Genomic DNA, 26,235 nt, shown 5'->3' on the forward strand with positions numbered 1-26,235 from the left:
AGTCCAGCAGACTATGGCTCATGGGATCAAGGATCCCATGAGCCATAGTCTGCTGGTTCGCGGGTCGCTCTTCATAGCGGCGAAATCGAATGGATCAAGCCCCGAATTAGCCCTTCCACGCCATTTTGCGACCGATGAAGGCGCCCCGTCCTCAGCGTTTGATGGTGGCGACCATCGCCTCGATGTCGGCCTTGGCAGCGGCGACCTTGGCCGCGTCCTTGCCTCGGATCACCAGCTGGGTCTGAAAGCCGGCCGGGCCGAAGGAGGGATAGGAGCCGATCGAGACCTCGGGATGGGCCTGCGCGATCGCCGCGAGTGGCTCGGCGACGGCGCCCTCGCCGATCCCCGGCCCCGGCGAAACGCTGTCCGATAGCGTGACGGCTCCCGTGCGCATCTTCAAAATGGCATTGTCGAGCATGCGCTGCATGATGTTGGGCACGCCCGCCATCACGATGACATTGCCCAGCATGAAGCCCGGCGCAGCGGAGACCGGATTGTCGACGAGTTCGGCCCCAGCGGGAATGCGCGCCATGCGCAGGCGGGCCGGTGTCAGGTTCACGGCGCCGCCATAATGCCGGGTCATCACTTCGACGGCGCGCTGGTCGATCTCGATGCCGACGTCGAAGGCCTTGGCGACGGAATCGGCGGTGATATCGTCATGTGTCGGCCCGATGCCGCCCGTCGACAGCACATAGTCATAGCGCGCGCGCAGGGCGTTGACGGCCTCGACGATGCGGTCCTCCTCGTCGGGAACGACACGCACCTCTTTCACGTCCACGCCGGCTCCGGTGAGGAATTCGGAGATGTAGCCGATATTCTTGTCCTTGGTCCGGCCCGACAAAATCTCATCACCGACGACGAGGATGGCGGCCGTCACGGATACCGGAGCGACTTGCTCGGGATTTGCAGAGAGCGTTTCCATAGGGCATTTCCGAATGATGTCGCTGTCGAGTGTCGGCGGAAGGTGGCCGACCGTCACTCGATGACAATACGCGGCTGAAGGCGTTGATCAACACCTTCCCCCGACAGACCAGCCCAAACCTGCGCCGCGATGCGGCGATAGATGCCGGCTTCCAGGCTGTCCGGCAAAGTGGCGGTCACCGGTCTGCCGGCATCCGAGCGCTCGCGCACTTCCATGGACAAAGGCAATTCGCCGAGGAAGGGCACGCCGAGTTTCTCGGCCTCACGCCGCGCTCCGCCATGACCGAAGAGATGGCTGACATGGCCGCAATTGGGGCAGGAGAAGGTGGACATGTTCTCGATGATGCCGAGGATCGGGACATTCACCTTCTGGAACATGCCGACGCCGCGGCGGGCGTCTATCAGGGCCAGATCCTGGGGCGTCGAGACGATCACAGCGCCAGCCAGCGGCGTGTTCTGCGCCATGGTGAGCTGCGCATCGCCGGTGCCCGGCGGCATGTCGACCACCATGACGTCGAGTTCGCCCCAGAGGACATCACGCAGAAGCGTCGTGAGCGCCGACTGCACCATAGCGCCGCGCCAGATCATCGCGGTCTCCTGGTCGACCAGGAAGCCGATCGACATCGCCTTCACGCCATAGGCCTCGAGCGGAATGATCTTCTTGTCGGCATTCTGTTCGGGCTTGTCGGTCAAGCCGAGGAGTTTTGGAACCGACGGTCCAAATATATCGGCATCGAGCAACCCGACGCTCAGCCCCTGCGCGGCCAGGGCGATGGCCAGATTGCAGGCGGTCGTCGACTTGCCGACACCGCCCTTGCCGGAAGCGACGGCAATGACGCGCTTCACGCCGGGCAGAACTGGGGCCCGCTGCTGCGGCGCGTTGTGGGCCGCGGCCTGCGCCCGCGGGCCAGGCGGCTCTTGGCGCGCGGCACCGGCCGGCCGTTCGGCCGTCAGCCCGACCAGCACATTGGTGACGCCCGGTAGGCCGCGTACCGCATTTTCCGCCGCCGCTCGCACCGGCTCCATCGCCCGCGCCTCGGTCGCATCGATGGCGATGGCAAACATCACTTTCGAGCCGTCGACGCGGATTTCAGTCAGCCGGCCGGTCGAGGGCAGCGATTGGCCGCTTGCCGGCAGCTTGACGAGTTCGAGGGCGCGAATGACATCGGCTGGCGTCAGGGACAAGGAAGGATCCTCACGAAGCAAGGGAAGGTGGCGGCATAGCCGCCCCGGAAGATTCCCTCAAAATTGGGGAGCACGGCCGCGGCATTCAACCACCGCTGGCCTTGGATCGCAGAATAATAGGGCGCGCCGGCACGATTCTCCTATCGGACAGATTGCAGCAAGGGCACGAACGCAAGCCCCGTCACGAACGTGGCAGGCAGCAAGCTTTATAGGAGCGCCTATAAACCAAAAGCACCTTGACCACGACACGAGGCAGCGAGACATTAAAGCCTGTCATATCCGTTCAGGGTCGGGGGACGCTCGGGCAGCGCCATGCAAGCTTTGCCAGCTGGCGCATGCATTCCAGGAGTGACCGGCGATGCCTGTCATCGACCTCGATGTCATCCGCAATGCTGAAATCCATGACAAGCCCTACCGCCACATCATCGGCGAGGGTTTTCTCCGGAAAGACAAGATCTCGTCGCTGCGGCAGGATTTTCCAACCATCGACAAACCCGGCTTTCTGACCGTCGCCGACATGGCGCTGCGGGGCAGCTTCCGGGATCTGGTCGAGGAACTCGCAAGCAGCGCGATGGCCCGGTCCCTATCCGACAAGCTCGGCCTCGATCTCGATCCCCTGCCCCGGCTGACGACGATCCGCCGGCTCTCGCAGCTGAAGGATGGCCGCATTCACACCGACAGCGAAAGCAAGCTCGCCACGTTCCTCGTCTACATGAACGACGACTGGGATGAAGATGGTGGTTGCCTGCGCGTGCTGAACGGGCCTGATGACTTCGACGACATGACGGCGGAAATATCACCCGTCATGGGCTCATGCTTCGGTTTTCGCCGGGCCGCCAATTCCTGGCACGGCCACAAGCCTTTCGCCGGCGAGCGGCGCGTTGTCCAGATTACCTGGCTGAAGGATGCCAGCGAACTCGAGCGCAAGAAGAAGCGCAACAGCGCGGCGCAGTTCTTCAAAGGCATATTCGGACGTTGACAACAGCCTGCCCTGGCGGACTGCTACGCCCCAAGGGCAGATTCACGCCAAATATCAGCTGGCGCTGCGGCTGATCAGGACCAGTGTGAAGAGCATCATGGCCATTGCGGAAGCCGCCGTCCTGACACTGTTCCAGAACGTCCAATCCACCAAAAAGCGCTGCCAAAGTTCACTTGCCTGCGCCGTCTCGGGCAGAGCTGCAGCCAGCGCGTCGTTAAGCGGTACGTTCAAGGCCATGGTCACACCGACGCAGCCGACGAGATAGACCAGGCTGGCGGCGAGCAGCAGCTTGCCGCTCCACTCCCCCAGCCAGAACCAGGAGCCCAGGGCAAGACCGAGGCAAAGCACGGCCGTGCCCATGAAGGCCAGCATGAAGCCGGGATTGATCACGGTGACATTGATCGCCTGCATCGCCGCGATGCCGCTCGCCGGGGCGACACGCCCGAGGGCCGGCATGACGAAATTGGAGAAGGCGAAGAAAATGCCCGCCACCAGACCGCTGCCGATGGCAGCCATGAAGGTGGTGACGTAAAGGGTGCGCTCAAGCATGGTTTCCTCCCCAGATGCCGGTGGCCGCGGTGCGGGCGACGTAGTCGGCAAAGCGGCGCGGCGGGCGGCTTAGTGCGCGCTCGACCCCATCGGCAATCGGTTCGTTGCGGCCATCGAGCACGGTAGCGAACAGATAGGTGACGAGTTCGATGACCTCAGGCGGCAGGCCCTGCTCGACCAGGCCGGCCCTGTAAGCCTGCTGGGACACCGGCACATAATCGATGCGGCGTCCGGCTGCCTCGGCGATCGCTGCAACGGCCTGCTCGAAGGTCAGGGCTTCGGAACCGGTGATCTCGTAGAGCTGGCGAGAATTCCTTGCATCGGCGAAGGCCGCTACGGCGATTTCAGCGATGTCGTCTGCATCCACGAAGGGCTCGGGCGCAAGCGTATCGGGCAAGACAACCTCCCCGGCCTGGATGGCATCGAGGAAGAAACTTTCGCTGAAATTCTGGAAGAACCAGCTGCAACGCAGGATCGTCCAATCCAGATCCGTGGCCTGCAGTGCCTCTTCCGCTTCCTGGGCTTCCGGCTCGCCCCGCCCGGACAGCAGCACGATCTTGCCGACGCCGGCGGCTTTGGCCTCGGCGAAGAACCGGCTCACCGCCGCCACCGCGCCGGGCAAGGCCAGGTCCGGCTGGTAGGCGACATAGACCGCGGCGATACCGTCAAGGGCGGCGGCCCAGCCTTCCGGCCTTTCCCAATCGAAAGCCGGCTGCGCCTTGCGCGAGCCGAGGCGCAGGGCCCGTCCCGCCTTTTCCAAGCCTTCGATGACTCGGCGCCCCGTCTTGCCCGTGCCCCCCAACACCAGAACCTTACCTCTGGACCAATGTTCATTTGCCATTTCGACCTCCCGCTGATAAACATGAGTAATTCTCATATTTGAGAATGTGATAAATCCTCATATTTTTATTGTCAAGCCATGCCCGCAAAAAGATCTCTGACCGGCTCTCTCGACCAACCGACCACCGCGCCGATTCCCCGGCGCGCGCCGGTCCAGCAGCGCAGCCGCGAGCGCATGGACAGGATTCTGGCGGTGGCGACGGCGATGATCGGGGCACGCGGCAGCGACCAGTTGAAGATGGGCGAGGTTGCCGAGCAGGCCGGCATCTCCATCGGCTCGCTCTACCAATATTTCCCCGACAAGAGCGCCATCATCCGCAGCCTCGCCGAGCGCTGCAGCGCCGAGAGCCGTCGCTGCATCGAGGATGCCCTGGCACAAGTGCAATCGGTGGCGGAGCTGGAAACGGCCTATGGCTCGCTGATCGACATCTACTACGACATTTACCGGGCCGAGCCGGTGATGCGCGACATCTGGTCGGGCACGCAGGCCGACAAACAGCTCGCGGCCCTGGAACTCGCCGAAAGCCGCATCTGCGGCGGCATGCTGGCCGACGCCATGGCCAGAGCCCATGGCGCACCGGATGGCGCGAGCTATGCCGCCACGGCTTTCCTGATCTGGCAGCTCGGCGAGGCGACGATGCGCCTGGCAGTCTCGGTGGACGAAGAAGAAGGCGCTGCCCTCGTCGCCGCCTTCCGCCGGATGACACTGCGCGAGATCCTCACGCCGCTGCGGGAATAAGTCCCGGTTCCGGGCAGATCACAAGGCAGCCATGCGGTATTCAGAATTTTCTTTCCTGCCCGCATCCCCAGATGGCATAAGAATCGCACACGTTTAATCAGGTAGTTTCATGAGCTTCATCGACGCAGAACTGTCTCCCCAGCGCAAGAACGGCCAGATCAAGATCCATGGCCCGGAGGCCTTTGCCGGCATGCGCGCGGCGGGCAGGCTTGCGGCGCAGGGGCTGGACCTGATGGTGGACGCGGTGAAGCCCGGCGTCACCACCAATCAGCTCGACCGGATGTTGTTCGAATTCGCGATGGACAACAAGGCCTATCCGGCCACCTTGTTCTATCGCGGCTATCGCAAGTCGAGCTGTATTTCGCTCAACCACGTGGTCTGCCACGGCATTCCAGACGACAAGCCGCTGCAGGATGGCGTCATCCTGAACATCGACTACACCGTGGTGCTCGATGGCTGGCATGGTGACTCCAGCCGCATGTATACGGCCGGCGACATCGCCCGCCGCGCCGAGCGGCTGATGGAAGTCACCTATGAAGCGATGATGCGCGGCATCAACGTCATCAAGCCGGGCGCGACAACCGGCGATATCGGCTACGCCATCCAGAGCTATGCCGAAGCCGAGCGCTGCTCGGTGGTGCGCGATTTCTGCGGCCACGGTCTCGGCCGCCTGTTCCACGACGAGCCCAACATCCTCCACTACGGCCGGCGCGGCGAAGGCGTAGTGCTCAAGCCCGGCATGTTCTTCACGGTGGAGCCGATGATCAATCTCGGCCGCCCGGATGTGAAGGTGCTCAATGACGGCTGGACCGCGGTGACGCGTGACCGCTCGCTCTCGGCCCAGTTCGAGCACAGCATCGGCGTCACCGAGACCGGCGTCGAGATCTTCACTCTCTCCCCCGGTGAGTTGAATCAGCCGCCCTACGCCAAGGCTGCCTGAATGAAAGGGCTGCCTGAATGAAGAAGGGGCGCTCGCCATTGTCGGACGCCCCGCTTCCCGGCTTGGGCGAAGCAGCCCTGTTCCCCTCAGCCAGCGAACCGGGGGAGCCGCATTATCATGGCCATCGCGAGAGGCTGCGGCAGCGCTTCGCCGAGGCCGAGGGCCGGTTGCCCGACTATGAACTGCTCGAACTCATACTTTTCCGCTCGATTCCGCGCCGGGACGTCAAACCGCTCGCCAAGGCGCTGATCACCCGCTTCGGCTCGCTGGCGGAGGTCCTGGGTGCGCCGATCGCCCGGCTCAAGGAGGTCGATGGCGTCAGCGACGGCGTAGCCGGCGATCTCAAGATCGTCGAGGCGGCCGGCCATCGCCTCGCCAGAGGCGGCATCGCCAAACGGCCGGTGCTGTCGACCTCGGCAGCGCTCATCGATTATTGCCGCAGCACCATGGCCTTCGCCGAGCGCGAAATCTTCCGCATCCTCTTCCTCGACACCAAGAACGGCCTGATCGCCGACGAAGTCCAGCAACGAGGCACGGTCAATCACACGCCCGTATACCCGCGCGAGGTCGTTAAGCGGGCGCTGGAACTCTCGGCCACAGCGCTGATCCTCGTGCATAACCACCCCTCCGGCGATCCTTCGCCCTCCTCGGCCGACGTGTCGATGACGCGCACCATCGCCGATGTCGCCGGGCCCCTCGGCATCGTGGTGCATGACCACATCATCATCGGCCGTGATGGCCATGTCAGCCTGAAGGCGCAGCGCCTGTTTTGAGCGCAGCTCTCATTGGGGGCATAGACCGCGGCTGAAGGCGCCTCTTTCCGGAAACGCCACCAGCTATTCGCTGCGCCGATATTTGCCTGGGAGCAGCGATGCGATGGCGGCCTTCGTCGCCCTCCCCGAGGCGTCCGGCACGATCACCTCGGCCGTCGGCGCATAGTCCGAGATCATCTCGCGGCACATGCCGCAGGGAGCGACGATCTCGATCGAGCCATCGCGATTATGATAGACCGCGACGATCACCTCGATATCGGAAGAGCCGATCTCGGTGACGGCCCGCCCGATCGCCACCGCCTCGGCGCAAACCGCGATACGCCCCACATTGGCTTCGAGATGAACACCCGTGACGATCTCGCCGCTGCGAAGGCGCAAGGCGGCCCCGACAACATGCCAATCCGGCCGGTAGCGCGCAGCAATCGCCGCCCTGGCCGCTTCGATCAGCACCGTATCATCCGCGTTCAGAACAGCCATGAATCCTCGCTTTGTTTACCGGTACCGGCCATGGTTGGAGAATATGACCGATTCCAGCCGGCGATAGCGCATCATGCCCGAATGATGGTAACGCCGAGCGCGCGGAAAGGCTCGACAGCCGGATCGGGCGTATCTTCCTCCACCAGCATGACGTCGATCTCCTCTATCGCCGCGACATGGAAGGGCGAGGCAGCGCCGAGCTTCTCCCGAGACGCCAGCACGACGGTTTCCGCGGCCTGCCGGCGCAGCGCCCGCTTGATGGCGGCCTCCTCGCTTTCGCCGGTGGTCAAGCCGATCTCGGCATGAATGCCCGTCACGCCCATGAAATAGATGTCGGCCCGGATGCGTGCGATCGCTTCGGCAGCGACAGCCCCCACGGCAACCATGGAATGACGGAACAGCCGGCCGCCGATCAGTTCCACCTCGATGCCGGCATGCCCCGCCAGCTCCACCGCGACGTTCGGACTATGGGTCACCACCATGGCCCTGAGGTTGGGGTCGAGATGACGCGCAAGCTGCACCGCCGTGGTACCGCCGTCGAGCATGACGACCTGTCCCGGACGCACCAGGCGCGCAGCCGCGCGGCCGATGGCGATCTTGCCAGCCGCCGAGACGTCGCGGCGCTGAGCGAGATCACCCATGGCCGGCGAAGCCGGCAGCGCGCCGCCATGGACACGCTGCAGCAGCCCCTCGCCCGCCAATTCGCGCAGATCCCGGCGAATGGTATCCTCGGACAGGTCGAGCTCCCGGCTGACCGTCTTGGCGACGACGCGCCCGTCCCGGCAGAGAACTTCGAGAATGTAAGCCTTGCGCTCGCTTGTGAGCATGACGCCGTCCGCCTCACGAATTTTCTTGACTATGCACGAAATTGCACGAAATTTAAAGCTCACTCAAGAAAATTCACGATATTTCGTGCAGAGAGGCTTCCATGAGCTTGGCGGATCGGGTGCGGGTCGAGGATGTCGAACTCCTCTCCGACAACTGGTATGTCCTGAAGAAGACGACGTTTCTCTATCGTCGCGGTGATGGGAGCTGGCAAAGGCAGAGCCGGGAGACCTATGATCGCGGCAATGGCGCCACCATCCTGCTTTACGATCCCTCACGGCGCACCGTCATTCTCACGCGCCAGTTCCGCTATCCGGCCTTCGTCAATGGCTGCGACGATCTCCTGATCGAAGCCCCGGCCGGCCTGCTCGACAATGCCAGTCCGGAGGAACGTATACGGGCTGAGACCGAAGAGGAAACCGGTTTCCGGATTCACGAAGTCCGGCGTGTGATGGAGGCCTATATGAGCCCGGGCTCCGTGACCGAGAAGCTCTATTTCTTCGTCGCGCCCTACAGCCCCGGCGATCGCGTCGGCGCCGGCGGCGGCCAGGCGGAGGAAGGCGAGGACATCGATCTCCTCGAACTCGACATCGACGAGGCCCTGGCGATGGTTGCGCGCGGCGAGATCCGGGACGGCAAGACCATCATGCTGCTCTACCATGCCGCCTTGCATCTCTTCGGCAAGACGGCGGTCGCCGCGGCGTGACGCCTCGCCCCGGTCGGGTTCGCCTCAACTATCGTGCCGTCTCGATCACGATCTTGCCGAAGGCGCCTCGATCAAGATGATCGAGCGCGGCCGGAAGCTCGGCGAAGCCGTAGCGCTTGTCGATGACGGGTTCGAGGCCAAGCGTATCGACAGCCCGCACCAGATCCTCCTGGGCCCGGCGATGGCCGACGCCGATGCCCTGGACCGTCAGGCCCTTGAGCATCAGGGGAACCACCGGCGCCGAGACCTCGATGCCTTCCAGCACGCCGATGACGGAGATGCGCCCTCCCATCGCCGCCGCCTGCACGGACTGCCCCAGGTTGGCGCCCCCTGCAATTTCCAGGATGTGATCGGCTCCACGATCGCCCGTCAGGCGATGGGTGGCCTCAACCCAGTTTTCGCGGCTGCGATCGATGCCATGGTCGGCGCCGAGTTCGCGGGCCCGCGCCAGCTTGTCGGCACTGCCGGACGTGACGATCACCCTGGCCCCCGCGGCCTTGGCGATCTGCAGCCCGAACAGCGAGACCCCGCCGGTGCCTTGCACCAGCACGGTCTTGCCGGCCAGAGGCGTCCCGCGCTCCACCAGCGCGAACCAGGCCGTCAGCCCAGCCACCGGCAAGGTGCTCGCAGCGGCATCGTCGAGCGTGGCTGGCGCAAGGGTGAACCAGTCTTCCGGAAAGGCGACATAGTCCGCAAGAACGCCGGGCCGCATGCCGCCCAAGGTGCGGTAGGGCGGCACGCGGGCCGTACCGTCGTTCAGCCCGTCGATCCAGCCGGGAATGAAGGTGGAGATCACCCGGTCGCCCGGTTTGAATCGCGTGCTTGCCTCTCCAATCGCCTCGACGACACCCGCCATGTCCGATGCCGGGGTGAAGGGGAAGGCCAGAGGCTGGCCGAAACCGGTCTCGATCACCAGCTTGTCGCGGTAGTTCAGGGAAACGGCGGTCACTTTGACCAATATCTCACCCGCCGTCGGCTGAGGCTTCGGCACGTGTTCGAACACGAGCCGATCGCGCCCGATCGCATTTATGGACCACCGTTTCATCTGCTCCGTCATCGCCATTCTCCATCGGATGTGGAAGCGGCACAATAATGTTGAATTTTAAGCACCAGTGGCGATATAATTTCCGTTCATTGGTTCTGTTTTATCTACAAGATCGTTCTTGCAATGGTGGATCGTCTCACGGGTGTCTCGGTTTTCGTCGAAGCGGTGGAGGCTGGCGGCTTTGCCGCCGCTGCCCAACGGCTCAACCTCTCGCGATCGGCTGTCGGCAAATCGATCGCCCGGCTCGAAGAACGGCTGGGCGCCCGCCTGTTCCATCGCACCACGCGCAGCCAGGCGCTGACCGAGGACGGCCAGGTCTTCTATGAGCGCTGCCTGCGGGCGCTGGCCGAGATCCGCGACGGCGAGGCCATGCTCGACAGCGGCCGGCGCGACGTCAGTGGCCGGCTGCGCGTCACCATGCCGGCCCTGTTCGGACGTGCCTGCGTCACGCCGCTTCTGCTCAAGCTCGCGGCCCAGCATCCGGCTCTCGAACTCGAGCTCAATTTCAACGACAGGCGCGTCGATCTGATCGAGGAGGGCTATGACCTCGCCATTCGTAACGGTGCCCTCGAATCCGACGCGAACCTGATCACGCGCCGTGTCGCCCAGCAGCGCATGACGGTGTGCGCCGCACCTGCCTATCTGCGCGAGCACGGCGCCCCCCTCACCCTGGCCGCCATCGCCGACCATCACGCCATTCTCTACGGCCGTTCAGGCCAGCCCCGGTCATGGCTATTTCCGGTACAAGGCGGGCCTTCCGTCGAGATCATGCCTAGGAGCCGCTTCATCTTCGATGCCCTCGACGCGGTCGCCGATGCGGCGGTGGCCGGAGCGGGCCTTGCCTGGATACCGTGCTGGCTGGCGGCCGACCGTGTACGCAGGGGCGAGTTGGTCCGGGTGCTGACCGAGCATCCGGGCCTGGCCTTCGATGTGCATGCCCTCTGGCCGCGCTCGCCCCTGCTGCCACTGCGCGTGCGTGCCGCCATCGATATACTCGTCGCGAACCTTTCCCGCTTGATGAGCAACGAGGTCGGCCTCTGAAGGCGTAATGCGGGCAATTTAAGAAGGAAACTCCTTGAACTGGCATAGCCGGGCTTGACCCGGCTATCCAGAAGCCGCCTGCGCGGCGCGGCGATCCAGGCCGGAATGCCATGCCCTTGCCATCGGCACGAATGGGATTATCCATTAATTAATTAACATATTAAATATCTAAAAACCCCACTCGGTCTTCTCGGCAATGATGAGTGCTTCGAGGCGACAAACCGCGGGCGACAGGAGGAAGCCGTGGCAAATCAGGGCTATTCGCAAGGGGATGTCGCTGCGCTTGATTTCGCGATCGATCTGGATACCCAGGCAGTTGGAAACGCAATCCATCGGTTCACCGCTCGGAGGATCATGCCCCTACTGCTGGCGTGCTACGTTTTCGCCCATCTCGACCGCATCAATATCGGCTTCGCCAAGCTGCAGATGACATCCGATCTCGGCTTCAGCAACACCGCCTATGGCCTGGGCGCCGGCCTGTTCTTCGTGGCCTACGCCCTGTTCGGCGTGCCGAGCAATCTGATGCTGGACAGGCTCGGCCCGCGGCGCGGGATCACCCTCATTATGCTCGTCTGGGGAGTTCTCTCGGCCTCGACCTTCCTGGTGACCTCCGCCCAGCAGTTCTACGGCCTGCGTCTCCTTCTCGGCATCGCCGAGGCCGGCTTTTTCCCAGGGGTTCTCGTCTACATCAACCGCTGGTTTCCGCAGCGCCGACGCGGCCAGATCACGGCGCTCTTTGCCCTCGCCGTACCGGCAGCCGGTCTGCTCGGCCCGATTTCGGGCAGCATTCTCGAAAGCTTCAACACCATTGCAGGCTTGCGCGGCTGGCAGTGGATGTTCCTGCTCGAAGGCCTGCCCGTCATCCTGCTCGCCTTCGTGGTCTACGCCGCCCTACCGGACACCGTGCGTGATGCCTCGTGGTTGAGCGAACCACAGAAGGACCACCTGATGGCAACCCTCGCTGCCGAACAGAAGCCGACAGCGAATATCTCGTTATCCCAATGCACTCGGGATCCCAGGGTTTGGCAACTGGTTGGCATCTATTTCGCCGTGATGCTTGCCGTGAACACGATTGCCTTCTGGACGCCGGCCTTGATCAATGGCGCCGGCATTACCAGCGACATAAGGATCGGGCTCCTCAGCGCTGTGCCCTATCTGGCGGGCTGCGTCTTCATGCTCGCCGTCGGCCTTTCATCGGATCGGTTCAGGGAGCGCCGCTGGCATCTTTGCATTCCGCTGCTGATGGCCGCCTGCGGTCTTGCCATCGTCGGCCTCGATCCCGGCAATCCGGTATCGACCATGCTCGGATTGACGCTTGCCGGCATGGGCGCCAGCACCTCCCTGCCCCTGTTCTGGCAATTACCGCCTGCCTTCATGTCTGCGGCTGTCCTGGCAGCCGGCATCGCCTTTGTGAGTTCGCTCGGCAATGTCGCAGCCTTCCTCGCCCCCTATTTCATCGGCTGGATGCGCGATGCGACTCAGAGCTCATCGCTTGCGCTCTACTGCGTGGCGGCTCTCATCGCTATTGGCGGTCTCGCCGTGTTGCGCCTGCCGGCCTCACTCGTCAATCCCCGGTAACCGACTGCCCCCTGATAGGTCGACCGCACCGGAGGCTTCAGCCGCCATTTCAGGCAAACGATGCCAGCGCGGCAGGCAAGTTGCCTTTGCGGTAGGCAAATCCGCAATTCTGCTCACGATCTCATCAATCGATATGCGCAGACCGCTTGCCGCCTTGCACGATCTCGCTCAATGTAACGCCAGATTGCACGTCTGGAGGGAATGCATGGCGGCGTTCGATGAGATGACACTGAGCGACGGTTCCATTCGACCCGCCTACGCCGATCTCGCGCAGTGGCTGTCCACGGCCCCAAAGGAATTACTGACCCATCGACGCAACGAGGCCGAGCTACTGTTCAGGCGCATCGGCATCACCTTCGCGGTCTATGGCGATAAGGCCGGCGCCGAGCGCCTCATCCCCTTCGACATCATCCCACGCATCCTGGCGGCGCAGGAATGGGCGACGCTCAAGCGAGGCCTCGAACAGCGCGTGCGCGCGCTCAACATGTATATCAAGGACGTCTACGGCAAACGCGAGGTGGTACGCGCCGGCGTGGTGCCGGAAGACCTGATCTTCAACAATCCGGCGTTCCGCCCCGAAATGGCGGGCCAGAGCGTACCGCACGACGTCTATGTCCATATTGCCGGCATCGACATCGTGCGCGTCGACGCCGATACATTCTACGTGCTCGAGGACAATGCCCGCACGCCCTCCGGCGTCTCCTACATGCTGGAGAACCGCGAAGTCACCATGCGCCTGTTCCCGGAAGTGGTGGCACGCCACCGCATCGCCCCCGTCGAGAACTATACGGACGAACTGCTCGCCACGTTGCGCTCGATCGCCCCGCGCTCGGCCTCGCGCGATCCGGTCGTGGTGCTGCTCACCCCCGGCATGTACAACTCTGCCTATTATGAGCACTCCTTCCTGGCCGATCGCCTAGGCATCGAGATCGTCGAGGGGCGCGATCTCTTCGTGCGGGACGAGATCGTCTATATGCGCACCACCGAGGGGCCCCGCCGGGTCGACGTGATCTATCGGCGCATCGATGACGACTTCCTCGATCCTCTCGCCTTCCGCCCGGACTCCGCTCTCGGCGTTCCCGGCCTGATGACCGCCTACCGCGCCGGCAATGTCACGCTGACCAATGCCGTCGGCACCGGCGTCGCCGACGACAAGGCCGTTTATTCCTATATGCCTGACATCGTGCGCTTCTTCCTCGGAGAGGAGCCGATCCTACGGAACGTGCCGACGCATCGCTGCCGCGAGCCCGAAGCCTTGGCCTATGTGCTCGACAATCTCGAAAGCCTGGTGGTCAAGGAGGTCTCGGGATCAGGCGGCTATGGCATGCTGATCGGCCCGCATGCCAGCAAGGCCGAGATCGCGGATTTCCGCGCCAAGCTGAAGGCCCACCCCTTCGGCTATATCGCCCAGCCGACCTTGGCGCTCTCGACCTGTCCCTGTTACGTCGAGGAGGGAATTGCCCCCCGACATGTCGACCTTCGCCCCTTCGTCCTCACCGGCTCGGACAAGATCCGCATCGTGCCGGGCGGCCTGACCCGGGTGGCCTTGAAGGAAGGTTCCCTGGTGGTCAATTCCAGCCAGGGCGGGGGTACCAAGGATACTTGGATCCTGGACCGATGAGGCAGGCCATGCATTGTCTATTATCGCTCCTCCCGCCTCCTCCCGTTCGGACGAAGAGCCATGCTGTCGCGTACCGCTGATAATCTGTTCTGGCTGGCCCGCTATGTCGAACGGGCCGAATATCTCGCCCGCATCCTCGATGCGGCCTATCGGCTGTCCTCCCTGCCGGCCTCCTATGGCGGCCTGACCACGGAATGGGAGAGTGCGGTAGAGACGGCGGGATGCGGCCCAGCCTTCTTTGCCGCCTATGAGGAGGCCAATGAGCGTACGGTCACCGAGTTCCTGGCCTTCTCCGCCGAGAACCCCTCCTCGATCCGGAACTGCTTCGAGATGGCGCGCACCAATGCCCGCGGCGTCCGCACGGCGCTGACCGCGGAGATGTGGTCGACCATCAACGACTCCTGGCTCCAACTCAAGCGCTACAATCCTTCGCATATGAGTCGCGAGGAAGTCTCCCGCTTCCTCGACTGGGTCAAGGGCGTCTCCCTGATGTTCGACGGCTCGGCCTATCGCACCATGCTGCGCAACGATGCCTACGCTTTCGCGCGCCTCGGCCTGTTCCTGGAACGCTCCGACAACACGGCACGTATTCTCGACGTCAAATATCATGTGCTGCTGCCACCGTCCGAAAGCGTCGGCGGCAGTCTCGATTACTTCCAATGGACGGCCATTCTGCGCGCCGTCTCCGCCCTCACCGCCTATCACTGGGTCTACAAGGAAAGCCTCAAGCCGTGGCTGGTCGCCGACCTTCTGATCCTGAACACGCAGATGCCACGTTCCCTCGCTTCATGCTATGAGAACCTCAATGGGAATCTCGATCAACTCGCACAGGTCTATGGCCGGCAGGGCCCGGCCCAGCGCCTGGTGCGCGTGACCCAATCGCGCCTCCAAAATCTGAGTATCGACGAGGTTTTCCAGTCCGGGCTGCATGATTTCATCACCGATTTCATCACCGACAACAACAATCTAAGTGCGGCGATCGCCGAGCAATATCTGATCTGAGAGACTGTTACGGACCATGCGCATCTGCGTCGCCCACGAGACCGTCTATCGCTACGAGCGGCCGGCCAAATCCGTGATCCAGACCCTTCGCCTGACCCCACGCTCGCATGACGGCCAGCATGTGGTGCGCTGGCGCATCGACGTGGACCAGGATGTCAGATTGAGCCAGGCCGAGGATGCGTTCGGCAATATCAGCCATGCCTTCGCGGTGATCGGCAGCATCGACAGCTTGACGGTGCGCGTGGAGGGCGAGGTGGAAACCCATGACAATGCCGGTGTGCTGCTCGGCGTCGTCGAGCGCTTCCCCGTCTCCCTCTATCTGCGCGATACCGATCTCACCCGTGCCGATGTCTCGATCCAGGCGTTCGCCCGCCAGAGCGTAAGCGAGGCCGAGGGCGGTCTTGCCGCCTGCCATGCCCTGATGCAAGCGATCCATAATCGCATTGACGTCAGCCGCAATCCGAAACGACTGGCATCCGGCCTGGTGGAGGCGTTCGCCGCCGGCAACGGCGTCGCGCAGGACGTCAGCCATCTCTTCATCGCTTGCGCCCGCACGCTCGGCATTCCGGCCCGCTATGTCAGCGGGCTGCTGTGGCAGCCTCAGGCGCAGCAAGGCAGCGCCAGCCATGCCTGGGCCGAGGCCTATGTCGAAGGTCTGGGTTGGGTCGGCTTCGACCCGACGCTGCCGGTCTGTCCGACGGTCCACCATGTCCGTGTCGCTGCCGGCCTGGACTATCTTGGCGCTGCGCCGGTCCGGGGCGCCCATTACGGCGGCGATGGCGAAAGCCTGGAGGTGACGGTCGATATCGCTGAAAAGGGCGAGCGCCCGCAGGCACAGCATCAGTCACAGAGCTGAGCTTTAAGCCCGACCGCCCGTGTCAGGGTCGATGGAGTGTCAAGGCAGGCTGGAATCGTGTTCGTGCTCGTAGCGCACTGCACCCGGACGCAATTTCGGCGTAAGCTTGCTTACGGCGAACAAAGCGAGGACACCGACAACATAGCCAACCTGCAGGGTCACGGCGATCGCCACCATGTCGATCAAGGCCACGCCAAGGCCGAAGCCGACCACCCAGATAACGATGGCGCTGCCGACAGACGCGACCACGGCGACGATCGTGAAGGCCAGCACGGGAACGAAGGTTCCGCACACAACCCCTAGCGCCATCGCTACGATGACAGGCCAGATCACGAACATTGTCCTCTCCAAGTATGCCGATGCTCTGTCACCGGAACCCGGTATTTGGCCGCACCCGCCTGCGCGACCGCCCCTCGCTTCACCGCATCTGTTCGAGCACTGCCTTGTGTCGAAGCTCCTCCGAAAGAAGGGCGTTTACACCCGGGAAGCTCAATCTCCTTCTTTAGAAAATGCCCAGACAGTGAGCATATTCTCCACGAAGGAAGCAATGCCCTATTCGGATTAGGTAAGCATAATATGCTATCGGCGTGACAGGAAAGTAGTTTCTTGGCGTCGAGAGAGGTATGGTGCTGTCCCGACGACTTTTCCAGCGTCAAGCTCCCGCTATCGTCATCCGACCCAGCTTGAGCTCGAGATAGGCAAGGCGTCAGATCGGCGTCAGCACATCTTCGGCGTGTCAGGAAGCGAGCACCTTGCCGGGGTTCATGAGACCCGAGGGGTCGAGCAGGTCCTTGACCGACCGCATCAAGGCCAGCTTGACCGGATCGGCCGTGGCATAGAGGGCATGGATACGCTTGGAGCCGACGCCGTGCTCGGCCGAGAATGAACCGCCACGCAAGCGGATGCCGCCATAAAGCACGGCCTCCACGCCGGCGATATCGTCGGGCGTCAGCGCATCCGCCGCCCGGTTGAGCATGATATGCAGATTGCCGTCGCCCAGATGGCCGAAGACAAAGGGAGCGAGCCCCGGCGAGACGCCCGCCAGGCCGGCAACACTGGCGCGCACATAGTCGTCCACCTGTGACAAGGGCAGCGAGACGTCGAAACTCGGCGAGTTGGGATAATCGACATAGAGGACTGCGGATTCCTCGCGCAGCCGCCAGATCGCCTGCTCCTGCGCCAGCGAACTCGCCAAGACGGCGCTGGTCTCGGGATGGACGTCCAGCAATTCCTCATAGATCGCCGCCAGTTCTTCCTGCAGTGCCGCCTCGTCAGCACCGCCCAGGGAAAGGATGAGATAGATCTGGTGGTCGAAGGAAAAGTCGGGCGCCGACCAACCGAAATGGCGGGCGGCATAACGGAAGTAATCGGCCCACATCGCCTCGGCCGCGCGCAATTCGCCGACCCGCGCGTCGAGGGCGCGCCGGATGGCGGCAAGTGCCGCGGGCACCGAGCCGAAACCGAACAGGGCGACGGCATGGGCTTTCGGTACGGCGTCCAGTTTGATTGCCACCTTTGTGACGATGCCGAGCGTTCCTTCGGCCCCGATCAGCAGATGCTTGAGATCGTATCCGGCGGAATTCTTCACCAGCCGGGTGAGGTCGGAATAAACAGACCCATCCGGCAACACCGCTTCCAGGCCGAGGATGCGATGGCGCGTCACACCATTGCGGAAGGCCATGATGCCCCCCGCATTCGTGGAGATCATGCCGCCTATACTGGCCGACCCCCGTGCCGGGAGGTCGATGCCGGGTTCGAGATGATGGACGAATGCTGCCTCCTGCAGAGCCTGAAGCGTGCAGCCGGCTTCCACCACCGCCACGCGCTCATCGGCGTCGAGCCGCTCGATCCGGTTCAAGCGGCGTGTCAATACGACGAGCTGTCCCGCCGTCGAGATACCGCCGCCGACGAGACCGGTGCGACCACCTTGCGGAACGATCGAGACGCCGTCGCGCAGGCAAAGCCTGACGATCGCAGCGACTTCCCCGGTCGTCGCCGGCGAGACGACGGCTGAGGCGCCGAGATTATCCGGCTCTTCGCCTGGGTCGAGCTCGGCGATCGCCGCGCCGGTACGGATATTGGTGGCACCGACGATGGAGGCGAGATCGGACAGAAAGTCCGCCGGCAGCCCGTTTTCCTGCGCGATCATCGCCTTATCCCATTACTTTTCGCCGTGAGCGCTCAGGCCGCGCGGCGCAGAGCCTGCGCCATGCAATGAATGCCGCCGCCCGTCTTGGATATCTCGCCGGTGTCGACGGCCGCAACCTCGAATCCGCGTGCCTTGAGCTGGCCGATCAGGCTCTTGCTCGCGGTGGGCGCGATGATCCGGTCATTGCCGAGCGACATGAAGTTGCAGCCGAGCGCCATGGTGTCCTGGAACGGTACGTCGATGATCTCGTGGCCCTTGGCCTTGAGCCAGTCGACGATACCGGGCTCGGTGCAAGCCAGGCATACCGCCGTCAGCTTCGGGGCGATCGGCACCACCATCAGGTCGATATGAACGTAATATTCGTCGATGAAGGCAAGCCGGGTTTCCCAGCCTTCCTTTTCGAACCACTCGGCAACCTGGCGGGCGCCCTCCTCCTGGGTGCGGGCTCCGCCGCAGCCGATCAGCACGCAACCTTCCTCGATCACGTTGAAATCGCCACCCTCGAAGGTGCCAGCCGTCACCATGTCGTAGATCGGAATGCCCATCTTCTCATAGGCCCGGATGGCGGCATAGTTCTCGCCCCGGCGCCACCAATTGGCCATGGCGGTGATGACGACGCCATAGGGGGTCATTACGCTGGAATCGCGCGTGTAGACCTGCATCGGCAATTCGACTTCCGGCTCCAGCCAGTGAATGTTGACGCCGAAATGCTCATAGGCCGAGGCGAGTTCCTTGTGCTGGGCCTGCGCCGTCTGGATGTTGCAGGGCGCCTCGCGCAGATGCTTGCGCGACAAGGAACTGGTCGCCATATGCCGGAGATAGGCCGGAGAGCCGAGCAGAACGTCGGTCAGGCGGTCGGTCTCGTTGCGAAAGCCCCAATGCTTGAGCGGCTTGGTGCCGCCGGCGAGATTCCTGCGACGCAGGGTGAAGGCGTCGTCGACATGGATCTGTTCTATGCGGTTCATGATCGTTTCCCTTATAGCGTTTTGTGATTTCTTGGAATCACCAAGAATCGCAAAGACGCGTCCAAACAAAGAGTTAGAGCAAAACGCGTTCACACTTGAACGCGTTTTGCTCTAGCATCAGGTGGGGATCCACCATTCGCGCCCGCGAACGGTGGTGACATATTCAGGCCAGCGAAAGCCGATCGGCGGCGGATAATCGGCCAGCGGTGGGATCCAATTGGAGCCGCCGACGCCGCCGCCGGTACGTTCCTCGAATTCGCGACGGGCGGCGGCGCGCGCCTCCCCGTCCTCGATCAGGCGCAGGGCCGAGAGCGCGATCGTCTTGGCAGCGGTCGTCACCATCGGATCGATGGTGGCAGGCATGCCGCCCAGCGCATTCATCACCCAGCCCGGATAGGTGTAGCCCTCCGGCGCCCTGAGGGCCGGCCGGGCCACGTAGAAGCGCGCCGTCGGGGCATGCCAGCTCATGTCGGTATAGTCGTCCGAGGTCGAGTTGAGCTGCGAGGGCGGCAGATCCCGCCGCAGGATCGCCTCGGCTTCCTGCGGGGCGATCAAACGCTCGCATTCGGCCAGGAAGGGCTTTTCCATCGGCTCCAGGCCAAGATTGACCTGGATCTCGCGGGCGAGCCGGCAGGCTTCCTCGCCCCAACGCGGCGCTCCAACCGTTGACATCGCGTCCCACACCACATTGGCGATGGCATGGTTGGCCAGGCCCGGGCGCGACTTGCACACCCAATGGCGCTCGTAACGGCAGCCGGTCATCTTTGCCGCCATCTCCGCATTGCGGTCGAGCATGGCAGTCGCCTGCTCGGCCATGTCGAGGGTGGGCATGCGCATCATGTACTGGATCTCGGCGAGGCCCGCGGGGAGATTGTCCGCCGTCGCCTGGCCGGCCGTCAGGATCGCCTCGCTGATCGACCAGCCGCCCTGATGGGTCAGCATGGAATCGCGCAGGGCCTTGGAGGCCATGTACATCATCATCAGCGCGTCATTGGCGCCGGGCGCGCGCACGGCGGAATGCGATTGCGGGATCGGCGCTCCCGCCGCCCGGTTCCAGGCTTCCGGCTCGTCGCAAACAAAGCGATAGATCATCGAATAGGCGGCGCCGCAATGGGTATCCCAACGCACCGTGTTGCACATCGGCAGCATGTAAAAGGGGTGGAAGGAGAGCATGCCGTCGAGGCCGTCATAATAGCCCTTGGCGGCATGGAGGGGCTTGGATCCCCTCACCTTCTCGGCCGGTTCGCCGGTGAAGCGCAGCGTGCCGGCGAGGCCATGGCGCTCCATCGCCTGTTTGGTGGCGAGCAGGCCGCCAAGGCTGGAGGTGCCCAGCGCCGAATGGGGGTCGGTGTGGCCGCCGGCGTGCTCGCTGAGGCCCGGGCGCGGGCGCTTGACGGTGGCCGCATCCTGGCAATTGCCGGGCACCGCGTCATATTCGGCATACATGCCGATAACAGGCCCGCCCGGTTTGCTGGTCCAGTGCGCACAGAAGGCAGTCGGCATGCCGGCCGAACCTTCCTCGACGGTAAAGCCATGCCGGCGCAGGAGATCGACATACCAGCGCGCGGATTCGTACTCGCGCCAGGCCGTCTCGCCGAGGTCGAAGATGGTGCGCGTCCAGGTCGACAGATCACCGGCGATGGCATCGACATGCGCGAGCGCCGTTAGCTGAGCTGAACTGGTCACATTCCACCTCCCTGATTGCCATGGAGGATAAGCGGTGAACAACGCTATCAAAAAGTGATAAGTTTTGCTTGTTTGAGCAAATTCCATTCACCAATTCGATACCCCGCCCAGGGCGCGAGATTTCCGGAGCCTCCTTTGCGTATTCCCTCCACCCAAGCCCTGCGCGCCCTCGACAGCTTCGCGCGCCACGGCAGTGTCTGGCGCGCCGCCGAAGAACTCTTTCTCACGCGCAGCGCCGTCAGCCATCAATTGCGTTTGCTCGAGCGCGATCTAGGCTTCGATCTCCTGGAGCGCAACGGCAAGGGCGTAATGCTGACCGCGCGCGGGCGCCACTATGCCAACGAAGTGCGCAAGGCGCTCACGGTGATCGGCGACGCCTCGCTGCAATATGGCGGCAGGGGCGTCGCCGGCACGCTGCAGGTGAGTTGCACCCCTGGTTTCGCATCGCTGTGGCTGTGCACCCATATCGCGGAATTCCAGGAGATGTATCCCGACGTGTCCCTGCGCGTGGTGACGCCGCGGCGGCTCGACGACGTCTCCAATCCCGATGTTGACCTCTTTATCACCTTCGGTGATGGCAACTGGCCCAACCGGGCCGTCGAGCTGCTGTGCGAAGTGCAGTTCACACCGTTGTGCAGTCCCGCTTTGCTCAACAAGGTCGGTGGTCTCAACGAGCCCTCGGACGTGCTGAGGGCGCCGCTGCTTCACCTGGGCGACTTCGACGATTGGACGCGCTGGCTGGCGCTCGCCAATGTCGAGAATCCCAATGCCGAATGCGGCATGATCTTCTCCGACATGAATCTCGTCTTCGCCGCGGCCACCGCCGGCCAGGGCATCGCCATGGGAGACGAGTTGACCTGCAACACCGCCATGAAGGCCGGCCAGTTGGTCCGCCCCTTCGACCTCGCCATCAAGTCCCCCCGCTCCTATTTCCTGGTGATGGAGCATGCCAAGGCCGGCCATGCCGTGTCGCAGGCCTTCGCGGATTGGTTGAAGTCGGCTTTGGCGCAGACCAGCTCGACGCATCGTTCCAATTATGCTTGAGCGCCTGTAGCAGGCTACCCGTTGGGGTGAATCAAATTTTTCCCCAGAGGCAACAACATTCAATTGTCGTGAACGATAATCACGCTTAGGCTTTGAACGGTTTTCCGGGAGGATATGCATGGCGCAAAGCGGCGGGGTAGCGGCCGGCAAGGCAGCCGGTCATTCGAGCATCGAACATGCTGCCGAGATCCGGGCCCAAGGCATCGGCAAGACGTTCGGCAAGTTCGCGGCGCTCAAGGACGTTTCGCTCACCATTGCCCGCGGCGAGTTCCTCACCCTGCTCGGGCCATCGGGTTCCGGCAAGACCACCTTCCTGATGATCCTCGCCGGTTTCGAAAAGCCCACCGTCGGTCGCCTCACCCGCGACGGGACCGATATCACCACTCTCTCCGCCGAAGAGCGAGCCTTTGGCATGGTGTTCCAGGGCTATGCGCTCTTCCCGCACATGACGGTGGAACAGAACATCGCCTTCCCGCTGCATATCCGGAAGATGCCCGGCGACGAGATCCGCCGCCGCGTCGGCGAGATGGTGACCCGCGTCGGCCTTTCCGGCCATGGCCACAAGCTTCCTTCCAAGCTTTCCGGCGGCCAGCAGCAGCGCGTGGCACTGGCGAGGGCGCTGGTGTTCGAGCCGCCTGTGCTTCTGCTCGACGAGCCCTTCTCCGCCCTCGACAAGAACATGCGCAACTCCATGCAGGACGAGGTCAAGCGCCTGCACGAGGAACTCGGCACCACCTTCATCTTCGTCACGCATGACCAGAGCGAGGCGATGGCTCTCTCCTCGCATGTGGCGATCTTCAACCATGGCCAACTCCTGCAGGTCGGCACGCCGCAAGAGGTCTATGAGAAGCCGACCAACCGTTTCGTCTCGGAATTCCTGGGCGACATCAACCTCCTGCCGCTGCACGACGTCCGGCGGGAAGCCGGCAACGCCCGCGGCTCCTGCGATGGAGTCCTGCTCGACGTGCCGTCCCAGACCCATGTCGGCAAGACCGGCATCCTGGCCATCCGCCCGGAGCATATGGATATCTCGGTGACCCCTCAGGCGGACGCCGTCAATTGCCTGGCTGGCACCGTGACAGCTTCGACTTATCTCGGCTCCGCCACCAGGCTCTCCCTTGCGACCAGGAGCGGCACGCCGGTCAGCCTGACCCTGCCGACGGACAAGGCGACACAAGCCTTGGCGAACGGGCCGGATCTTTGGCTTACCTGGCCGAAGAGCAAGGGCTTCCTGTTGCCCGAAGAGGCCTGAGCCCCAGTTCTATCCGACGATAAATCCAACAAGAACAAGCAATTAAAGCATAATTCCCACCATCCGCCTTCAGAGACCCAACAGGGGAACATCGGCTATGAATGAAGCCTTCCAGAAAGACTGTCTCGAAATCCTCGCCTCGAAGGTCGAAGCCGGCCAGATCAGCCGCCGGCGCTTCGCCCAGCTCGCCGCCATGGTGCTTGCCGGCGCGCCCTTCGCCCTGCGCGCCGATCCGGCCCGTGCCGATGGCGGCCAATTGGTGCTGGTCAACTGGGGCGGTGACGCAATCAAGGCCTACGATGCCGCCTATGGCCAGTCCTTTCTCAAGGATACCGGTATCACCGTGAAGGAGGATGGCAGCGGCCCGACCGAGGGCGGCATCATCGCCCAGTCCAAGAGCGGCAAGCCGACCTGGGACATCGTGGACGCCGACCCGTTCTCCGCCATTTCCCTGGGCAAGCAGGGCATGCTCGAGCCCATCGACTATAATGTGGTCGACAAGTCCAAGTTCCGGCCCGGCTTTGGCTGGGAGCATGCCTCCTCGACCTATTTCTTCTCCTATATCATCGCCTATGACGCCTCCAAATATGGCGACAAGGCCCCGACCGGCATGGCCGATTTCTTCGACGTGCAGAAATTCCCGGGCAAGCGTTCGCTCTACAAATGGGGCGCCGGCATGTGGGAGGCGCTCTTGCTGGGTGACGGCGTCGCACCCGAGAAGCTCTACCCCCTCGACCTCAAGCGCGCGCACGACAAGCTGGCCGCCTTCAAGGAAAACATCGTGTCCTATTGGGGCGGCGGCGCCGAGAGCCAGCAGGTGCTGCTGAGCGGCGATGCTTCGATGGCCCTGATCTGGTCGACCCGCGCCTCCATCCTGGAAAAGGATTCCGGCGGGCAGGTCAAGTTCATCTGGGACCAGGGCCTGATCTCGCCTGGTGCCATGGCGGTGATCAAGAACAACCCCGGCGGCAAGGACAATGCGATGAAGTTCATCGCCAGCGCGCAGGATCCCAAGAAGCAGCTGGTGATGTTCGACATGCTCGGACAGGGCCCCGCCAATCCGGCGACCGACGCCCTCATCCCCGCCGATCAGAAGCGCCTCAACCCGGTCGATCCGGTCAATATCGGCAAGCAGGTGGCACTCGACATGAACTGGTATGCCGAAAACTACGGCGCGGCGCTGGATGCCTACACCAAGATCATTTCGGCCTGACCTTTCATCCACTGCCCGGGCAGGACCCAAGCCCGGGCAGTGAAGACATGCGAGAGCTTTCATGCACAAGCCTTTGTCTTCGCTCTCATTCCTGGTTCTGGCAGGACCGCTTCTGGTGTTCCTGACGTTGGTCTATCTCATTCCCTTCCTTGGCGTGGCCCAATGGAGCATCACGCTGCCCGAACCGGGATTGACGCAATATCAAAGGCTTGCCGGCGATCCCTTGGTGCTCTCGGTCTTCATGCGCACCTTCCGTATCTGCGCCATGGTGACGGTAATCACTGTCATCGCCGCTTACATGATCGCCTATGTCTGGGTGCGCGGTACGCCGATGCAGCAGCGCCTGGCGGAACTGTGCATCCTCATCCCCTTCTGGATCTTGGTGCTGACCCGCGCTTTCGGCTGGCTCGCTTTGCTGTCCAATCGCGGCCTCGTCAACAGTTGGCTCCAGAGTCTGGGCTTCATCTCGGAGCCGCTGACGCTGGTGCGCAACGAATTCGGCGTCATCATCGGCATGTCGCATTTTCTCATTCCCTTCGCCGTGTTTCCGCTGGCCTCGGCCATGCGCAGCCTGGATGAGCGCGTCTTCCTCGCCGCCCGCGGCATGGGAGCCGGTTCGATGCGCATCTTCTGGTCCGTCTTCGTGCCGATGACCTTTTCCGGCATCATCGGCGCCACGCTCATCGTCTTCGTGTTCGCCCTCGGCTTCTTCGTCACACCCGCCATTCTCGGCGGCGGCCGCAGCGTGATGGTGGCGGAACTCATCTATCTGCGCATGTTCCAGAGCCCGGACTGGGGCCTGGGCGCGGCGATCAGCGTCACGCTGGTGGTGATCGTGGCGGTGCTGATGGGCCTGCTGTTCCGCTATGCCCGCCTCGGCGATACGGGAGTGTCCAAATGACGTCGCACCGCCCCGGCCTGATCGCGCTCACCGCGGCCGCCCTCGTCGCCATTTTCCTGCTGCTGCCACTGCTGGCCGTGGTGCCGGTGTCGTTCACGGCGGCCCGCTATCTGTCGATGCCCAACGGTAATTATGCCCTGACCCATTACCGTACGCTCTTCACCAATCCGGACTGGGCCAATGCCATCCTGCTCAGCATCCGCATCGGCGTGGTCTCGTCGGCGCTTGCCACCACGCTGGCGACCTTGTTCTGCGTCGGCATCTGGATGTTCCGCCCCCGCTTCAGCGCGGCCCTTGTCGGCTTCGTGCTGCTGCCGATGATCGTGCCGCCGGTCGTTTCGGCGATGACGCTCTATTTCCTGCTCACGGGACTGTCCCAGGTCAGCTCCGCCATCGGTTTCGATACCTGGCTCGGCGTCGTGCTGGCCCATGTGGTGATGATCGTCCCCTTCTGCGTGGTGCTGATCCTGGTCTCGCTCAGCCAGGTCGACCGGCGCATCGATCTGGCCGCCCGCGGCATGGGCGCAAGCGTCTGGCAGCGCGCCACCAGAATCATCCTGCCCAACATCAAGTTCGGGCTGCTGACGGCGGCTATGCTCTCCTTTGTGCTGTCCTGGGAGGAAATCGGCGTCACCCTCTTCATCACCAGCGTGAACGCCATCACCCTGCCCCGGCTGATGTGGAGCGGCGTACGCGACAACATCGATCCGGCCATCGCCGCGATCTCCGTCATCCTGATCGTGCTGACCACGCTGGTGCTGGTCCTGCGCATGGTCTATTCGAGCCTGCGCTCCGTGCCGAAGCACTAAAAGGCTGCCCTGCCGCCTTTTGCCGCTGTCTCGACCGACGTTGCGCCCGTAGGCGGCAAACGAATCTTGCTCTATGGGAAGATCGCTGCAGCCTGGGGGTTCGGGTTCGCATGGGGCACCGCCGGCGGGCGGCTTGGGA

At 63.3% G+C, this 26,235-nt stretch carries 26 protein-coding genes; 15 read left to right on the plus strand and 11 right to left on the minus strand.

Features of this window, described 5'->3' with window-relative positions; translation table 11 throughout:
* Nucleotides 1-151: 151 nt before the first annotated feature.
* Nucleotides 152-922, minus strand: a complete 771-nt coding sequence (locus tag ACR9ZN_RS12715; RefSeq protein ID WP_434956810.1) for a competence/damage-inducible protein A — start codon at nucleotides 920-922, stop codon at nucleotides 152-154.
* Nucleotides 923-975: 53 nt separating this feature from the next.
* Nucleotides 976-2,106, minus strand: a complete 1,131-nt coding sequence (locus tag ACR9ZN_RS12720; RefSeq protein ID WP_434956811.1) for an Mrp/NBP35 family ATP-binding protein — start codon at nucleotides 2,104-2,106, stop codon at nucleotides 976-978.
* Nucleotides 2,107-2,464: 358 nt separating this feature from the next.
* On the opposite strand from ACR9ZN_RS12720, the gene ACR9ZN_RS12725 reads away from it, so the two are divergent.
* A complete protein-coding gene (locus ACR9ZN_RS12725; RefSeq protein ID WP_454814221.1) occupies nucleotides 2,465-3,085 on the plus strand; it encodes a 2OG-Fe(II) oxygenase family protein in 621 nt (206 codons plus the stop codon).
* A gap of 54 nt (nucleotides 3,086-3,139) precedes the next feature.
* Here the strand turns inward: ACR9ZN_RS12725 and ACR9ZN_RS12730 are convergent, their stop codons facing one another.
* Together ACR9ZN_RS12730 and ACR9ZN_RS12735 are read right to left on the minus strand one after the other, a co-directional pair.
* Nucleotides 3,140-3,634 carry an anthrone oxygenase family protein gene (locus ACR9ZN_RS12730; RefSeq protein ID WP_481272383.1) on the minus strand — a complete coding sequence of 165 codons (495 nt, stop codon included), beginning with the start codon at nucleotides 3,632-3,634 and terminating at the stop codon, nucleotides 3,140-3,142.
* Complete coding sequence (locus ACR9ZN_RS12735; protein WP_481272384.1) at nucleotides 3,627-4,475, minus strand: NAD(P)H-binding protein; 849 nt, start codon at nucleotides 4,473-4,475, stop codon at nucleotides 3,627-3,629. Before ACR9ZN_RS12735 ends, ACR9ZN_RS12730 begins: the two co-directional genes overlap by 8 nt.
* A 78-nt stretch (nucleotides 4,476-4,553) precedes the next feature.
* Between ACR9ZN_RS12735 and ACR9ZN_RS12740 the strand changes: the two genes are divergently transcribed.
* From ACR9ZN_RS12740 to radC, 3 genes are all read left to right on the plus strand, one after another.
* The gene (locus ACR9ZN_RS12740) at nucleotides 4,554-5,213 is read left to right on the plus strand and encodes a TetR/AcrR family transcriptional regulator (RefSeq protein WP_481272385.1); all 660 of its coding nucleotides are present in this window, start codon (nucleotides 4,554-4,556) and stop codon (nucleotides 5,211-5,213) included.
* A gap of 109 nt (nucleotides 5,214-5,322) precedes the next feature.
* Complete coding sequence (gene map, locus ACR9ZN_RS12745) at nucleotides 5,323-6,153, plus strand: type I methionyl aminopeptidase (RefSeq protein ID WP_434956816.1); 831 nt, start codon at nucleotides 5,323-5,325, stop codon at nucleotides 6,151-6,153.
* A 17-nt stretch (nucleotides 6,154-6,170) separates the two neighbouring features.
* Entirely contained in the window at nucleotides 6,171-6,926 is a 756-nt protein-coding gene (gene radC / locus ACR9ZN_RS12750; protein WP_434956817.1) for a RadC family protein, read from the plus strand.
* Between the two features lie 63 nt (nucleotides 6,927-6,989).
* Here the strand turns inward: radC and ACR9ZN_RS12755 are convergent, their stop codons facing one another.
* Nucleotides 6,990-7,403 carry a cytidine deaminase gene (locus ACR9ZN_RS12755; RefSeq protein ID WP_481272386.1) on the minus strand — a complete coding sequence of 138 codons (414 nt, stop codon included), beginning with the start codon at nucleotides 7,401-7,403 and terminating at the stop codon, nucleotides 6,990-6,992.
* Nucleotides 7,404-7,474: 71 nt separating this feature from the next.
* Nucleotides 7,475-8,230 (minus strand): DeoR/GlpR family DNA-binding transcription regulator, encoded by a 756-nt coding sequence (locus tag ACR9ZN_RS12760; RefSeq protein WP_454814226.1) that lies wholly within the window; start codon nucleotides 8,228-8,230, stop codon nucleotides 7,475-7,477.
* A gap of 101 nt (nucleotides 8,231-8,331) precedes the next feature.
* Here ACR9ZN_RS12760 and ACR9ZN_RS12765 point away from each other — a divergent pair, with 101 nt between their 5' ends.
* A complete protein-coding gene (locus tag ACR9ZN_RS12765) occupies nucleotides 8,332-8,934 on the plus strand; it encodes an NUDIX domain-containing protein (RefSeq protein ID WP_481272387.1) in 603 nt (200 codons plus the stop codon).
* A 28-nt stretch (nucleotides 8,935-8,962) separates the two neighbouring features.
* Here the strand turns inward: ACR9ZN_RS12765 and ACR9ZN_RS12770 are convergent, their stop codons facing one another.
* A complete protein-coding gene (locus ACR9ZN_RS12770; protein WP_481272388.1) occupies nucleotides 8,963-9,991 on the minus strand; it encodes a zinc-dependent alcohol dehydrogenase family protein in 1,029 nt (342 codons plus the stop codon).
* Nucleotides 9,992-10,105: 114 nt separating this feature from the next.
* Here ACR9ZN_RS12770 and ACR9ZN_RS12775 point away from each other — a divergent pair, with 114 nt between their 5' ends.
* The 5 genes from ACR9ZN_RS12775 to ACR9ZN_RS12795 all read left to right on the plus strand — a co-directional run bounded on the left by ACR9ZN_RS12775 (nucleotide 10,106) and on the right by ACR9ZN_RS12795 (nucleotide 16,077).
* Entirely contained in the window at nucleotides 10,106-11,020 is a 915-nt protein-coding gene (locus ACR9ZN_RS12775; RefSeq protein WP_481274353.1) for a LysR family transcriptional regulator, read from the plus strand.
* 354 nt (nucleotides 11,021-11,374) lie between these two features.
* Nucleotides 11,375-12,598 carry an MFS transporter gene (locus ACR9ZN_RS12780; protein WP_481272389.1) on the plus strand — a complete coding sequence of 408 codons (1,224 nt, stop codon included), beginning with the start codon at nucleotides 11,375-11,377 and terminating at the stop codon, nucleotides 12,596-12,598.
* A gap of 205 nt (nucleotides 12,599-12,803) precedes the next feature.
* Nucleotides 12,804-14,219, plus strand: a complete 1,416-nt coding sequence (locus tag ACR9ZN_RS12785) for a circularly permuted type 2 ATP-grasp protein (RefSeq protein ID WP_454814230.1) — start codon at nucleotides 12,804-12,806, stop codon at nucleotides 14,217-14,219.
* Nucleotides 14,220-14,279: 60 nt separating this feature from the next.
* Nucleotides 14,280-15,221 carry an alpha-E domain-containing protein gene (locus tag ACR9ZN_RS12790; RefSeq protein ID WP_434956825.1) on the plus strand — a complete coding sequence of 314 codons (942 nt, stop codon included), beginning with the start codon at nucleotides 14,280-14,282 and terminating at the stop codon, nucleotides 15,219-15,221.
* A 16-nt stretch (nucleotides 15,222-15,237) separates the two neighbouring features.
* Nucleotides 15,238-16,077: a transglutaminase family protein gene (locus tag ACR9ZN_RS12795; RefSeq protein WP_481272390.1), complete on the plus strand. Its 840-nt coding sequence runs from the start codon at nucleotides 15,238-15,240 to the stop codon at nucleotides 16,075-16,077.
* A 39-nt stretch (nucleotides 16,078-16,116) separates the two neighbouring features.
* Here the strand turns inward: ACR9ZN_RS12795 and ACR9ZN_RS12800 are convergent, their stop codons facing one another.
* The 4 genes from ACR9ZN_RS12800 to ACR9ZN_RS12815 all read right to left on the minus strand — a co-directional run bounded on the left by ACR9ZN_RS12800 (nucleotide 16,117) and on the right by ACR9ZN_RS12815 (nucleotide 20,877).
* Entirely contained in the window at nucleotides 16,117-16,416 is a 300-nt protein-coding gene (locus ACR9ZN_RS12800; protein WP_481272391.1) for a hypothetical protein, read from the minus strand.
* A 397-nt stretch (nucleotides 16,417-16,813) separates the two neighbouring features.
* Nucleotides 16,814-18,226: an FAD-binding oxidoreductase gene (locus tag ACR9ZN_RS12805; protein WP_481272392.1), complete on the minus strand. Its 1,413-nt coding sequence runs from the start codon at nucleotides 18,224-18,226 to the stop codon at nucleotides 16,814-16,816.
* A 32-nt stretch (nucleotides 18,227-18,258) separates the two neighbouring features.
* Nucleotides 18,259-19,191, minus strand: a complete 933-nt coding sequence (locus ACR9ZN_RS12810) for a dimethylarginine dimethylaminohydrolase family protein (RefSeq protein ID WP_434956829.1) — start codon at nucleotides 19,189-19,191, stop codon at nucleotides 18,259-18,261.
* Between the two features lie 117 nt (nucleotides 19,192-19,308).
* Nucleotides 19,309-20,877 carry a zinc-binding metallopeptidase family protein gene (locus ACR9ZN_RS12815; RefSeq protein ID WP_481272393.1) on the minus strand — a complete coding sequence of 523 codons (1,569 nt, stop codon included), beginning with the start codon at nucleotides 20,875-20,877 and terminating at the stop codon, nucleotides 19,309-19,311.
* Between the two features lie 135 nt (nucleotides 20,878-21,012).
* On the opposite strand from ACR9ZN_RS12815, the gene ACR9ZN_RS12820 reads away from it, so the two are divergent.
* From ACR9ZN_RS12820 to ACR9ZN_RS12840, 5 genes are all read left to right on the plus strand, one after another.
* Nucleotides 21,013-21,921 (plus strand): LysR substrate-binding domain-containing protein, encoded by a 909-nt coding sequence (locus ACR9ZN_RS12820; protein WP_434956831.1) that lies wholly within the window; start codon nucleotides 21,013-21,015, stop codon nucleotides 21,919-21,921.
* Between the two features lie 118 nt (nucleotides 21,922-22,039).
* Complete coding sequence (locus ACR9ZN_RS12825) at nucleotides 22,040-23,173, plus strand: ABC transporter ATP-binding protein (RefSeq protein ID WP_481272394.1); 1,134 nt, start codon at nucleotides 22,040-22,042, stop codon at nucleotides 23,171-23,173.
* A gap of 97 nt (nucleotides 23,174-23,270) precedes the next feature.
* Entirely contained in the window at nucleotides 23,271-24,386 is a 1,116-nt protein-coding gene (locus ACR9ZN_RS12830; protein WP_441773487.1) for an ABC transporter substrate-binding protein, read from the plus strand.
* 61 nt (nucleotides 24,387-24,447) lie between these two features.
* A complete protein-coding gene (locus ACR9ZN_RS12835) occupies nucleotides 24,448-25,287 on the plus strand; it encodes an ABC transporter permease (RefSeq protein WP_481272395.1) in 840 nt (279 codons plus the stop codon).
* Nucleotides 25,284-26,096 carry an ABC transporter permease gene (locus ACR9ZN_RS12840; protein WP_481272396.1) on the plus strand — a complete coding sequence of 271 codons (813 nt, stop codon included), beginning with the start codon at nucleotides 25,284-25,286 and terminating at the stop codon, nucleotides 26,094-26,096. The genes ACR9ZN_RS12835 and ACR9ZN_RS12840 overlap by 4 nt, the downstream gene beginning before the upstream one ends.
* Nucleotides 26,097-26,235: the final 139 nt, after the last annotated feature.

Source organism: Labrys sp. HAY1-8F, from assembly GCF_056754975.1.